Annotated in this window: 11 protein-coding genes and 1 pseudogene; 5 read left to right on the forward strand and 7 right to left on the reverse strand. The window is 73.9% G+C overall.

Going from position 1 to position 12,671, the window contains the following annotated elements; translation table 11 throughout:
- Positions 1 to 48: 48 nt before the first annotated feature.
- Together ACWEPX_RS30580 and ACWEPX_RS30585 are read right to left on the reverse strand one after the other, a co-directional pair.
- A complete protein-coding gene (locus ACWEPX_RS30580; RefSeq protein WP_451900739.1) occupies positions 49 to 477 on the reverse strand; it encodes a MarR family winged helix-turn-helix transcriptional regulator in 429 nt (142 codons plus the stop codon).
- Between the two features lie 48 nt (positions 478 to 525).
- Positions 526 to 1,983, reverse strand: coding sequence for an NCS2 family permease (locus ACWEPX_RS30585; protein WP_451900740.1), 1,458 nt, complete (start codon positions 1,981 to 1,983; stop codon positions 526 to 528).
- Positions 1,984 to 2,002: 19 nt separating this feature from the next.
- Here ACWEPX_RS30585 and ACWEPX_RS30590 point away from each other — a divergent pair, with 19 nt between their 5' ends.
- Complete coding sequence (locus ACWEPX_RS30590) at positions 2,003 to 2,269, forward strand: DUF2530 domain-containing protein (RefSeq protein WP_451900741.1); 267 nt, start codon at positions 2,003 to 2,005, stop codon at positions 2,267 to 2,269.
- 445 nt (positions 2,270 to 2,714) lie between these two features.
- On the opposite strand, the gene ACWEPX_RS30595 is transcribed toward ACWEPX_RS30590, so the two are convergent.
- Entirely contained in the window at positions 2,715 to 5,630 is a 2,916-nt protein-coding gene (locus ACWEPX_RS30595) for a sacsin N-terminal ATP-binding-like domain-containing protein (protein ID WP_451900742.1), read from the reverse strand.
- On the reverse strand, positions 5,627 to 6,502 hold the full coding sequence (locus tag ACWEPX_RS30600; RefSeq protein ID WP_451900784.1) for a DUF3027 domain-containing protein: 876 nt from the start codon (positions 6,500 to 6,502) through the stop codon (positions 5,627 to 5,629). The genes ACWEPX_RS30595 and ACWEPX_RS30600 overlap by 4 nt, the downstream gene beginning before the upstream one ends.
- Positions 6,503 to 6,561: 59 nt before the next feature.
- Here ACWEPX_RS30600 and ACWEPX_RS30605 point away from each other — a divergent pair, with 59 nt between their 5' ends.
- The 3 genes from ACWEPX_RS30605 to ACWEPX_RS30615 are packed head-to-tail and all read left to right on the forward strand — an operon-like array spanning position 6,562 to position 9,834.
- The gene (locus ACWEPX_RS30605; RefSeq protein ID WP_451900743.1) at positions 6,562 to 7,347 is read left to right on the forward strand and encodes a glutaminyl-peptide cyclotransferase; all 786 of its coding nucleotides are present in this window, start codon (positions 6,562 to 6,564) and stop codon (positions 7,345 to 7,347) included.
- A gap of 47 nt (positions 7,348 to 7,394) precedes the next feature.
- The gene (locus ACWEPX_RS30610) at positions 7,395 to 9,371 is read left to right on the forward strand and encodes an MFS transporter (RefSeq protein WP_451900785.1); all 1,977 of its coding nucleotides are present in this window, start codon (positions 7,395 to 7,397) and stop codon (positions 9,369 to 9,371) included.
- A 10-nt stretch (positions 9,372 to 9,381) separates the two neighbouring features.
- Positions 9,382 to 9,834, forward strand: coding sequence for a DUF2771 family protein (locus ACWEPX_RS30615; RefSeq protein ID WP_451900744.1), 453 nt, complete (start codon positions 9,382 to 9,384; stop codon positions 9,832 to 9,834).
- Here the strand turns inward: ACWEPX_RS30615 and ACWEPX_RS30620 are convergent.
- Positions 9,831 to 10,217, reverse strand: coding sequence for a cold-shock protein (locus tag ACWEPX_RS30620; protein WP_451900745.1), 387 nt, complete (start codon positions 10,215 to 10,217; stop codon positions 9,831 to 9,833). The genes ACWEPX_RS30615 and ACWEPX_RS30620 overlap by 4 nt on opposite strands.
- 185 nt (positions 10,218 to 10,402) lie before the next feature.
- Here ACWEPX_RS30620 and ACWEPX_RS30625 point away from each other — a divergent pair, with 185 nt between their 5' ends.
- On the forward strand, positions 10,403 to 10,612 hold the full coding sequence (locus ACWEPX_RS30625) for a hypothetical protein (protein ID WP_451900746.1): 210 nt from the start codon (positions 10,403 to 10,405) through the stop codon (positions 10,610 to 10,612).
- Here ACWEPX_RS30625 and ACWEPX_RS30630 read toward each other — a convergent pair.
- Together ACWEPX_RS30630 and ACWEPX_RS30635 are read right to left on the reverse strand one after the other, a co-directional pair.
- Positions 10,569 to 11,141 carry an HAD family hydrolase gene (locus ACWEPX_RS30630; protein WP_451900786.1) on the reverse strand — a complete coding sequence of 191 codons (573 nt, stop codon included), beginning with the start codon at positions 11,139 to 11,141 and terminating at the stop codon, positions 10,569 to 10,571. The two genes, ACWEPX_RS30625 and ACWEPX_RS30630, sit on opposite strands and share 44 nt — an antisense overlap.
- Positions 11,142 to 11,187: 46 nt before the next feature.
- A pseudogene (locus tag ACWEPX_RS30635) lies at positions 11,188 to 12,630 on the reverse strand (AMP-binding protein).
- Positions 12,631 to 12,671: the final 41 nt, after the last annotated feature.

A 12,671-nucleotide genomic window follows, 5' to 3' on the forward strand; every position in this document is an offset into this window, starting at 1 on the left:
GTGCGGGGGTAGGGGAGAGCTGTTCCGGTGTGCCCGCTGTCGTCCGCACTAGTCCGCTTTACCTGCCATCCTGTCGATGATCTCGGCGGCGCGGGAGAGGATCTCCCGTTCCTCGTCGTCGAGCTCGTTGAGCCGTTCGTCCAGCCACGCCTCGCGCGCGGTGATCTCGCCCTTGATGTAGACCAGCCCGGTCTCGGTGAGGGCGACGATCGCCTGCCTGCCGTCGCTCGGGTGCGGACGGCGGGTGACGTAGCCCATGTCCTCCAGCGCGGCGATGACCCTGGTCATCGACGGGGGCTGCACGCCCTCCTTGGCCGCCAGCTCACCGGGGGTCAGCGGTCCGCACTTGTGCAGGCAGGACAGCGCCGAGATCTGGGTCAGGCTGACCGTGGCGGTGCGCTGCGCCCGGAGTCTGCGGTTGAGCCGCACGACGGCAAGCCGCAGCCTGCTGGTCAAGGTCGACTGCTCCGGGGACACGATCGTTAGCATACCTCACTAACGGCGCGGCTGCCACGGTCGGCTGGGTCACAGGCCCTGGATCGGCCCCATCGCGAAGTAGACGATGAACGCCGCCGACACGATCCACATCAGCGGGTGCACGCCGCGCGCACGCCCGGTCACCAGGCGCAGCAGCACATAGCTGACGAAGCCCGCGCCGATGCCGTTGGCGATGGAGTAGGTGAACGGCATCACCACGATGGTCAGGAACGCGGGCAGCGCGATGGTGAAGTCGGAGAAGTCGATGTCGCGGATCTGGGACATCATCAGCGCGCCGACGATCACCAGCGCGGGCGCGGCGGCCTCGATCGGCACCACCTGGTAGAGCGGTGTCAGGAACATCGCGGCGATGAACAGCAGGCCGGTGACGACGTTGGCCAGGCCGGTGCGGGCGCCCTCGGCGATGCCCGCCGCGGATTCGATGTAGACGGTGCTCGAACTGGTCGACGACGCACCGCCCGCGATGGCGCCCACGCTGTCGATGAACAGCGCCTTGCCGGTGTTGGGCAGCTTGCCGTCCGCGTCGACCAGGCCCGCCTCCCGGCCCAGGCCGGTCATGGTGCCGATGGTGTCGAAGAAGTCGGTGAGCACGAGGGTGAACACCAGCAGCGCGGCGGTCAGCGCGGGCACGCGCCACCACGCGCCGAAGGAGACGTCGCCGAGCAGGGAGAGGTCGGGGATGCCGAAGACGTCGTCGGGCAGGGCGGGGTAGCCCAGGTTCCACCCCTTGGGGTTGACCCCGGCCGACGGCCCGGCCTTGACGATGGCCTCGATCACGATGGCCAGCACGGTGCCCGCGGCGACCCCGATCAGGATCGCCCCCTTGACCCGCTTGGCGATGAGGATCGAGGTGACCACCAGCCCGACGACGAACACCAGCGTCGGCCACGACGCGATCGACCCGTTGATCCCGAGCCCGACCGGCACGGTGGTGTTGGCCGCGTCCGGGATCCGCCGCACGAACCCGGCGTCCACCAGCCCGATCAGCGCGATGAACAGTCCGATCCCGACCGCGATCGCGGACTTGAGCGCGGGTGGCACGGCGTTGAACACCGCCGTCCGCACCCCGGTGACGACCAGCAGCAGCACGACGATGCCGTTGACCACCACCAGCCCCATCGCCTCCGGCCACGTCATCTGCGGCGCGATCGACACGGCGACGAGCGTGTTGATCCCCAACCCGGTCGCCAGCGCGAACGGGAAGTTGGCGATCAGCCCGAACAGGATGGTGATGACCCCGGCCACCAGCGCCGTGGCCGCCGCGACCTGGTTGACCGGCAGGATGTTGCCGAACAGGTCCCGGTGCGCCGTGGTGTCGTCCGCGGCGAAGCTGCCGATGATCAGCGGGTTGAGCACGACGATGTAGGCCATCGTCACGAAGGTCACGATCCCGCCGCGCACCTCCCGCCCGACGGTCGACCCCCGCTCGCTGATCTTGAAGAACCGGTCGACCCCGGACCGCCGCCCGGTGCTCTCGCTGGCCATCGTGCCGTAGCCTCCCGCTGTGCCTGAACCACGCCCGGACCAACCCCTGCGCCCCCCACCCCCGCTGCCCGCACGGCTGCTGGATCTGGGGCCCATCGTCTACGTCGGCACCGGAATCTGGCTGCTGGCCGCCTTGACCCTCACCGTCATCCCGACGGGCCTACCCCCCGTCTGGCTGTGGACGACCCTGGCAGGCGCAGCCCTCGGCATAGTAGGCGCGGCCATCATGACCTGGCAGCGCCACGCCGCCAAATCGGGCCGCCGAGGCGCCCAGAAGCTGGACTAGCAGCAGGGCAAGAGCACAAGAGCACAAGAGCAAAACGCCTGGCACACCACGAAGAGCTTTAAGCAGCGCCACCACACAAACAGCAACGCCACCCCCCACGAAACAGCAACGCGCCCCCGAAGCCTGTCCGATGGGGTGAACTCGCATTCGCGGGGAGCGAAGCGCCGCTAAACTCGCGGGGGCGTGAACGGGCCTCGCCCGCTCCACCGCTCTTCACGCCCAAGCGGCGCTTCGCTTAGGGGTCCCCGCGAATGCGAGTTCACCCCATCGGACCCACAAAGCAACCCGCGCACCACCGCCGCAACCCGCGCACCCACCCCCAAGGCCGCCCAACCACTCCCACGGCTGCCTGAAGGCGGCGTGAATTTGGGCGGCTTCCAGCGGTGATTGCGGCGGTGCGCAGCATCCGCCGGTGGTCGGGCTGCCCGCAACGCGCCCCCGCACTTCACCCCAGATACAGCCCAGGCTCCTCAATCAACGCCGTGAACAAATACCGCTCCCCCCACCGATCCGTAGTCCACGCCAACACCCGCCCCAACGCCTCCGGCACATCCTCGCAATGCGCCACCCCCCGCTCATCCACCCACCACGACACCTGCTGATCCCCACCCGCCAACCGCACCACCAACTTGTCGTGCACCACCGGCCCCCCAGCCGGAACCCCCTCACCCAGCAGATCACAAGCCGCCACCACAGCCCCCAGCTCCCCCCACGCCACATACTCCCCGGAAGACACCACCTCCCCAGCCACTTCCTCCGACGCCAGCGGCAGGTCCAGCAGATCCGCCAGCGCCTCGGCCAGGGCGAAATCCGCCCCAGCGGCCACCATCTCGCTCTCCGGCAAGACGGCCAGCAGCCACGGCCCGTCCACCACCACGCAGTCCTCGCCGACCACCCCGGCCAGCGTCCGCGCCCCCGCCGCAGGCGGGACGTCCTCCGGGTCCACGACCTCGTCCCGCACCGCGGCGGCCAACGCCGCGTGCGCGCGCAGGACCACCCCCGCGGGCACCTCCCGCTCCGGGTCCGCCAGCCGCTCCAGCAGCTCCTCGGCGTCGAAGGCCGAGTCGACCGCCAGCTCCGTCCGCACGCCGATCGCTTCCAGCACCCGGGCGTCGACCCCGACCTCGGGCAGCGGGTCGTAGAGCCCGACGAGCGCGTCGGCGTCGGGCATGCGCCAGGCCGTGGGCGGCGCGCCTGCCAGCGACGCATGCCTGCCGATCCACCACGCGGCATAGCCGTCCGGGTCGACCAGCGCCCGCCAGGTCGTCGGCTCGGCCGCGAGCAGGCGCAGCGCGCGCGGCCAGGCGTCCGGGGCGACCAGGTCCAGGTCGCGGATGCCGACCAGCCGCCGCGGCGGCTCGGGCAGGGCGTCCCACCAGTCGGCCTCGTCGGCGAGGTCGTGGTCGGGGCCGGTGGGCGACTCGTCCACCACCACGGCGAAGGCGTCGAGGACGCCGACCGCGGTCAGGACCGACTCCGGCCACTGCTCGGCCAGCGACGGCGACAGCACGCCGATCGGCGAGTCCGGGTCGAGGACGTCGAGCAGGGGCGAGCCCGGCAGGGCCAGCTCGTCGGCGCGCCGCCAGTCGCCCACGGAGTCCGGCAGGGCCAGGGCGCCCAGCCAGGGCAGCTCGACCGCGCCGCAGTCCTGGACCAGGCGCAGGACGATCGGGACCAGGTCGGCGGTGTCCACCCCGGACTCGTGGTCGTCCATGCTGCGCTCGACGGCGTCGCGCAGGTTCTCCAGCAGGTCGGCCGCCGTGCCGGGGCGGGCGCCGATGCGGTCGAGCACCGGGTGGGCGGCCGCGGGGTGGATCACCCGCAGGGCGCCGACGTCGGTGCGGGTCAGCAGGTCGAGCAGGTCCGGGTCGCCGTCGTAGCGCAGCGCGCCGCGCGGGCCGGGGAGGGTGCGGCCGTCGGCCAGCGGGACCGGCAGGCCGCCCAGCTCCTCGCGGGCGGTCGCGTCGGCCTCCACGACCGGGGCGAGCGCGGTGTAGAGCCGGTGCCACCACTGCGGCGGGCGGGACGTGCCGGTGATGGCGGCCACGACCTCGGCCAGCCGCAGCCGGGTCACCCCCAGCGCGCCCAGCGCGCCGGTGTGCGCGGGCTCGGACAGCGCGCCGTCGGCGAGGTCGGGGATGACCTCGGCGAGCAGGTCGGCGAGGCCGGGCGCGGGCACGTCCAGCACCCGGGCGCGGGCCGGGGTCAGCCAGCCCGAGCCCGCGGCGGGCAGCCACTCGGCCCGGCGCAGCGCGGCGAGCACCAGCTCGCGCAGCCGGTCGTCCACTTCGGACAGCGGGAAGCCGGTGCGCGGCACCAGCGCCGTGCGCCGCTTGGCGGGCAGCTTCGCCACCAGCCCCGGGTAAGCCGCGGCGGCCGCGGCCAGCACCTCGTCGGCGGCCGGGCCCGAGCGGGCCCGCCTGCGGCTGGGCTCGATGGGCACGGTGGCGACCAGCCGGGCGGGCAGCGACAGCCGCTCGTCGGTCGGGGTCGGGGCGTGCAGCACGTCGGTGTCCAGCGGGCGCGGCGCGCCGTCGGCGTCCAGCCGCAGCGCCCAGGTGACCGTCCACTGCGACCGCTCGCGGGCCTCGACGCCCAGCGTGGCCAGCACCTCGTCCGACAGCGTGCCGGACACCCGGTGCACCAGCCACGACAGCGGCTCGCCGGGGCCGCGGATGGTCAGCCGGTCGTCCTCGTCGGTGCGGGACCAGACCGTGCCCGCGATCTCGATGCGCGTGAGCGCGGGCAGGGCGAGCAGCAGGTCGGCGGCCTCGGCGGCGAAGGCGGCCAGCAGCGCCTGCCCGTCGACGCCCGCGCGCAGCGGCAGCCGGACCTCGGTGGCGAACCCGGCGGGCGGGGCGGCCTCGTCGGTCGGCCAGACCAGGCGCAGCACCGGCACCCGGCCGCCGCGCTCGGCGGCGCGGGCCGCCAGGTCCGGGTGGTCGGCGACGGCGGCGGCGGTGCGCTCGGCGGAGAAGGCGACCCCGCCGGAGGTCGACACCACGCGCGGGGCGTCGGTGACGGCGAGGGCGGCGGCGAAGCCGATGCCGAACTGCCCCACCCCGCGCTGCTTGGCCGAGGCGCGCAGCGACGACAGCGCGGCGACACCCTCGGCGTCCAGCGGCCTTCCTGTGTTGGCCGCGCGCAGCTCGCCGTCGACCAGCTCCACCCGCAGCACGCCGTCGGACCCGGCCGCGTCGGCGGCGTTCTGGGCCAGCTCGACCAGCAGGCGGTCGCGGTAGCCGCCGAGGTAGAGGTCCTCCTCGGCGTTGGCGTCCTCGCGGAAGCGGGTGGGCGATGAGGTCCACGCGCCCAGCACCGACGCGCGCAGGGCGGCGGTGCCGAAGGGGTCGGCGCTCACTCCGGCGACTCGGCCGGCTCTACGTCGACGGTGGGCTCGCTCTCGTCCTCGTCCGCCTCGGCGGCGGGCAGCGGCGCGTCGGCGACCTCGGAGACCGCCGGGTCCTCGGGCACCTCGGCCGGGGTGGTCTCGGAGACCTCCAGCTGCGCGTCGTCGTAGATCAGGTCGGCCACCAGGACCGGGGAGACCTGCTCGACCTCGGCCTCCGAGTGCGCGCCGCAGCCGTACTCGGCGTGCACGACGCGCGCGTCGGCCGGGGCGATCTCGTTGCCGCAGACGCCGAAGGCCGCGCCGAGCGAGCCCGCGATCGGCAGGTAGAAGCCGCAGGTGCCGCAGTGGGCCGGGGCGCTGCGGGCCATGTCCGAGCCGGGGCCGAACTCCCCGGAGCGCCAGCGGTCGGCCGCGTCGAGCCTGCCCTCGCGGGACATCACCCGCTGGCGGCCGAGGCCGACCTCGGCGGCCAGCTCCTCGACCGCGGGGTCGTCGGAGGCGGCGTAGCCGGGGACCAGGCGGTAGTCGTCGGGGGCGGTCGGCAGCAGGTCGCCGACGCCGAGGTCGCCCGCGCGCACCCGCTCCTGCCACGGCACCCAGGGCGGCGCGACCAGCGCGTCCGGGCCGGGCAGCAGCACGACCTCGCTGACCGTCACGTCGCAGCCCGGGGCGCGGGCCACCGTCACCGCCCAGCGCCAGCCCGCGTAGCCGGGCTTGTCGGCCTCGAACAGGTGGGTGGCGGCGTGGGCGTCCTCCGGGGTGACGGCGACGTGCGCGCCCACCTCGTCGCCCGCCTCCGCCTCGGCGGCGGCGCGCGCGAGGTCGACCGCCGCGAGCAGCGCGGGGTCGGTCACGTCCTGGGGTGCGGGCGTCGGCGTCATCACCCTCGGATTGTGCCGCACGCCTGCACGCACCCGCTCAGCCGTGTCACGCTAAGCGGGTGCGCGCGCTGTCCCTGCCCGTGATCGCTGCCCTGCTCCTGGCCGTCCCGCAGCTCGCCGGGTGCGCCGCAGGACCACCGGTCCAGGTGGTGCAGCTGCGGGTCGACGTGCTCGCCGAGGTGCCGCACGACCCCACCGCCTTCACCCAGGGCCTGGAGCTGGTCGACGGGGTGCTCTACGAGGGCACCGGCCTGGTCGGCCGCTCCGAGCTGCGCGCGACCGACCCGGAGACCGGGCAGGTGCGGGCCCGCACCGCGCTGCCCGGGGACCTCTTCGGCGAGGGCATCACCGTCGTGGGCGACCGGATCTGGCAGCTCACCTGGCAGCACGGGATCGCCATCGAGCGCGACCGGGAGAGCCTGGCCGAGCTGCGCCGGGTCAGCTACCCCGGCGAGGGCTGGGGCCTGTGCCACGACGGCGGGCGGCTGGTGATGAGCGACGGCAGCGACACCCTCACCTTCCGCGACCCGGACAGCTTCGCGCCGATCGGCGAGGTCGCCGTCCGCCGCGGCGGCGAGCCGGTGCTGCGGCTCAACGAGCTGGAGTGCGTCGACGGCGCGGTCTACGCCAACGTCTGGCAGACCGACCGCATCGTGCGCATCGACCCGGGCTCGGGCGCGGTCACCGCCGACATCGACCTGTCCGGTCTGCTGACCGAGGAGGAGCGCGCGGCGACCGACGTCCTCAACGGGATCGCACACGTGCCCGGGACCGACGAGTTCCTGGTCACCGGCAAGCTCTGGCCCCGGATGTTCCGGGTGCGGTTCACCGCGGACCGCGGCTGAGCCGGCGCACGTGGCAGGTGCGGCGATGCGGCAGGATGGGGAGCGTGATGCGCTCCGGTTCCCCTGATCAGCCCCCGCGGCGGCCCAAGCGCGGCCGCAAGGGCTGGACGGACGCGCCGCAACCGGACTGGCGGCCCGCCGCGCCGCCCCCGCGCAACCGGCCGACCCAGCCCTACGAGCGCCAGGACGAGCCGGAGTTCGAGACCTTCGGCGACCGCTACCCGCAGGACTACCCGCCCGCGCGCCCGCGCCCGCCGTGGCGCGACGACCACTTCGCCGACCGCTACGAGGACCGCCACGGCGACCACCGCGGGGCTGCGCGCGAGTCCCGCGGCTGGGGCTCCCCGGCCCGGCCCCGCCCGGACCACCGCGACCCGCGCCACCCGGACGGCCCCCGCCGCGGCGACGACCGGTACGCCGACGACCGCTACCCCGCCAGCCGCTACCCGGACGACCGCTACTCCGATGACCGGCACCCCGACGTCCGGTACCCCGATGACCGGTACCCCGGCGACCGGCACGCGGACGAGCGCTACCCCGACGACCGGCGCCGAGACGAGCCGCCCGGCGACCCCGCCGAGCGGCCCACCGACGAGGCCCCCGGCGCGCCGCGCTTCCCGAAGAAGCTCACCGTCACCCGGGTCGCCGCGCTGCGCAGCAGGCAGCTGACCACGCAGGCGGTCAGCGCGTTCCGCAGGGCGGCGGGCGCCGACGGCGCGGAGAAGTCCGGCCTGACCGCGCTGACCTACGCCACGATGCTCAACTACGCCAGCGACGCCGCGATGGCCGTCGCGCTGGCGAACACCCTGTTCTTCTCCGCGGCCAGCGGCGAGAGCAAGGGCAAGGTCGCGCTCTACCTGCTGATCACCGTGGCCCCGTTCGCCCTGGTCGCGCCGGTCATCGGCCCCGCGCTGGACCGCATCCAGCGCGGCCGCAGGCTGGCGATGTCGGCGGTGTCGGCAGGCCAGGCGCTGATGTGCCTGATCATGGCGCTCAACTTCGACAGCTGGCTGCTCTACCCGGCCGCGCTGGGCAAGATGGTGCTGTCCAAGTCGTTCACCGTGCTCAAGGCCGCGGTGACCCCGCGCGTGCTGCCACCGGAGATCACCCTCGCCAAGACCAACGCGCGGCTGACGGTGTTCGGCCTGTTCGCGGGCGCGGTGTTCGGCGGGATCGGCGCGGCCTTCGCCGCCCCGTTCGGCTCGGCGGGCGCGCTGTGGTTCACCGTCGTCATCAGCGCGGTGGGGGCGGTGCAGGCGCTGCGCATCCCGGCCTGGGTGGAGGTCACCGAGGGCGAGGTGCCCGCGTCGATCAAGGCGCACCCGGCCAAGGGGCGCAGGCAGCCGATGGGCCGCCACATCGTGGTCGCGCTGTGGGGCAACGGGACGATCCGGGTGCTGACCGGCTTCCTGATGATGTTCGCCGCGTTCGCCGTGCGCGCGGAGTACGAGGCCGAGCCGTTCCAGCAGGTGCTGCTGCTCGGCGTCATCGCCGCCGCGGCGGGCATCGGCAGCTTCGTGGGCAACGCCATCGGCGCCCGGGTCCACGTCGGCAACCCCGAGCAGGTGGTGCTCGGCTGCGCGGTCGCCGCGCTGGCGGCCACGGTCGTGGCGACCTTCGCCGCCGGGATCACCACCGCGGCCGTCGTCGGCCTGGTCGGCGCGATCGCCAGCGCGCTGGCTAAGAACAGCCTCGACGCGGTCATCCAGGACGACCTGCCCGAGGAGTCGCGCGCCTCGGCGTTCGGCCGCTCCGAGACCGTGCTCCAGCTCAGCTGGGTGTTCGGCGGCGCGGTCGGCGTGCTGCTGCCGCCGACCTGGTGGATCGGCTTCCTGGTCGTCTCGGCCCTGCTCGCGGTCGGCATCGCCCAGACGGTGATGACCCGGCGCGGGCAGTCGCTGATCCCCGGCCTCGGCGGCGACCGGCCGATCCGGCCCGACCGCACCAGCGAGCTGCCGCTCCCGCCGTCGTCGGGGTGGCGACCCGCCACCCTGCACGAGGGCCCGCCGGATCCCGCCCCGTAGGGTCGGCTGCGTGCGCAAGACCATCGCGATCCTGGCCGCCGCGCTCGCCCTGGCGGGCTGCGGGGCGGTGCCGCCGCCCGAGGTGACCTTCTACGCCGACGGCGAGTCCGTCCGCGCCCACCCGCAGATCCTCTGCGACCTGGAGACGCTGACCTGCGACCAGGACGCCGACGCGGTGGTCACGCTGGCCATCCGCCCCGGCTACCCGGTGCAGATCTCGGTGCCCGTCGCCCTGGCCAAGGAGCCGTGGGGCGTGGTGTTCTCCTACCTCAACCGCGACGGCGAGCGGGTCGACGGCAGCAGCCGGATCTTCGTGCCCGGCCAGTTCCGCCAGTACGCCTACACGCTGGAACTCCCCAATGAGGACGACCGCCTGCTCTTCGCCGCCGTGCAGCGGCTGGCCATCGTCCAGGGCGAGACGCCCGTCCCCACCGGGTACTGGGTGCTGCAGGCGCGGGACTAGGGGTCCAGCTCCCGCGCGACGGCCCGGACCACCTCGGCGACCCGCTTGGTGACCTTGCGGTCGGGGTAGCGCCCGCGCTGCAGGTCCGGCTGCACCGTCGACTCCAGCATCTTGATCATGTCCTCGACCAGGCCGTGCAGCTCCTCGGCTGGCCGCCGCCGCGCCTCGACCACCGACGGCGGCGCGTCGATGAGCCGCACGGACAGCGCCTGCGGCCCGCGGCGGCCGTCGGCCACCCCGAACTCGATGCGCTGGCCCGCCTTGAGCCCGGTGACCCCGGTGGGCAAGGCGGAGGCGCGGACGTAGACGTCCTCACCGCCGTCCTGGGTGACGAACCCGAAGCCCTTCGCCGTGTCGTACCACTTGACCCTGCCGGTCGGCACCGCTCTCACCATTCCCTCGTCGTCAACTGCCCGCCCGCCCGCGCGCCCCGCAAGACGAACGCGCCCTGGGACCACCGCAGGACGCGCGTCTGCCAAGACTAAGGCAGCGGGGGCCGGTTCGGCTCGTCCCCCTCCGGGTGTCATCGCCGGGAGGGCTCGCGCCGGTGGCGAACTATCCTCCCGCTATGACCGCTCCCCGGACCATGATCGCCGCTGTGGCGCTGTTCACCGTCGGCCTGCTGGCGGTGGTCGCCATCTTCGTGCTCGCCGCCCTCGACCGGCAAGCGAGTTGGCTGTGGGCGGTGTCGATGGCCCTGCCGGTCGGGCTCGGCGTGGCCGTCGCGCACGTGGTCAGAGGGAACGCAGCCAGGCGGGGAACTCGGTCAGGTCGGTGAGGACGACGTCCGCGCCCGCCGCGCGCAGGGCGTCGGCGTCGCACGGCCCGGTGGCCACGCCGACCGCGATCGCGCCCGCGGCCTTGGCGCCCAGCACGTCGCCCTCGTGGTCGCCGACGAACACCTGCGCCCCGTGCTCGCGCAGCATGCCGCCCTTGGCCTCGGCCCAGCGCCCGCCCGCCACCACGTCGACGGGCCAGTCGAAGGTCTCCACGTGCAGGACCGCGTTGGGCTCGTACTTGCCCGTGACGACGAGGGTGGCCCCGCCCAGGTCCTTGACCGCGGCCAGCGCCTCGCCCGCGCCCGGCATCGGCACCGTGGCGGGGACCACGACCCCGGGGTAGAGCTCGCGGAAGCGGGCGACCAGGCCGGGGATGCGCTCCTCGGGGGCCTCGAACCCGCGGAAGACGATGTCCAGCGGCGGCCCGAGCGCCGCGGCGAACGCCTCGCCGTCCAGCGCCAGCCCGCTCTCGGCGGCCAGGGCGTTCATGGCCGCGACCATCCCGGGCCGCGGGTCGATGAGGGTCATGTCGAGGTCGAAGCCGACCGCCAGGTCATCGCGCACCCGGTCGACGCTACCCGCGCCCCAGCCCCAGGATCCGCCGCGCGGCTTCGCGCATCTCCACCTTGCGGACCTTGCCGGTCACCGTCATCGGGAACTCGTCGACGACGTGGACGTAGCGCGGGATCTTGTAGTGGGCGAGCTTGCCCGCGCAGAACTCGCGCAGCGACTCCGCGGTCAGCGGCCCGGCGCCCGGGCGCAGCCGCACCCACGCCATCAGCTCCTCGCCGTACCGCTCGTCCGGCACCCCGATGACCTGCGCGTCGAGGATGTCCGGGTGGGTGTAGAGGAACTCCTCGACCTCGCGCGGGTAGATGTTCTCGCCACCGCGGATGACCAGGTCCTTGATCCGGCCGGTGATCCGGATGTACCCGTCGGCGTCCATCACCGCCAGATCCCCGGTGTGCATCCACCGCGCCGCGTCGATGGCCTCCGCGGTCATATCCGGCTGGTCCCAGTAGCCGAGCATCACCGAGTAGCCGCGCGTGCAGAACTCCCCCGCCTCCCCGCGCGGCACGGTCCGCCCGGTCGCCGGGTCCACGATCTTGACCTCCAGGTGCGGGTGCACCCGCCCGACCGTGCCCACCCTGCGGTCGATGCCGTCGTCGGCGCGGGTCTGGGTGGACACCGGGGGCGGCCCGGAGCGGCCCGCGCATGACCGAGGGCGCATGTAGGGCATGCGGCCTCGGCCAGGTTGCCGATGACAATCCCGAAGCAGTGATAGTTGAGATCCTCGCCGACCAGGTGCCGACGCCGACCGGTCAAGCCGGGATGGCAATCATCCCACGGCCCGGAGTGCCGGGATGCAGATGCGGTCGGCTTCGGTGTAGCCGCACAGCTCGCCGACGAAGAAGCCGTTGTTGAGGATGTTGTGGTGCGACAGCGTCGCGCCCTTGGGGAAGCCGGTCGTGCCCGAGGTGTATTGGATGTTGATCGGGTCGTCGGCCGAGAGGGCGATGGCGTCGAGGAGGGCGGGGTCGCCGTCGGCGCGCAGGTCGTCGACGCCGATCAGCAGGACGTCGCGCAGCTGCGGGCAGCGCGGGCGCACCTCGGCGATCATCGCGGCGTAGTCGGAGGTCTTGAACGACTCTGCGGCCACCAGGGTGCGGACGCCCGCCTGGTTGAGCACGTACTCCAGCTCCGAGACCCGGTACGCGGGATTGATGTTGACCAGGATCGCGCCGATGCGGGCGGTGGCGTACTGCACGAGTGTCGACTCCGCGCAGTTGGGGGCCCAGATGCCCACCCGGTCGCCCGTGCCGACGCCGCGGGCCAGCAGGCCGTGGGCCACCCGGTCGACGTCGGCGGCGAACTCCGCGTAGGTCCAGCGGCGGCCGGTGGCGAACTCGACCAGGGCGTCGCGGTCGGGGAAGCGGGCCGCGGTCCGGGCCAGGTTCGCCGGGATCGTGTCGCCGAGCAGCGGGACGGTCGAGGCGCCGGAGTCGTAGCTGGTCATCGGCTTCCCTTCGCCGGGGGTGTGCCCGACCTCACGCAAGC

The organism is Actinokineospora sp. NPDC004072, from assembly GCF_053604195.1.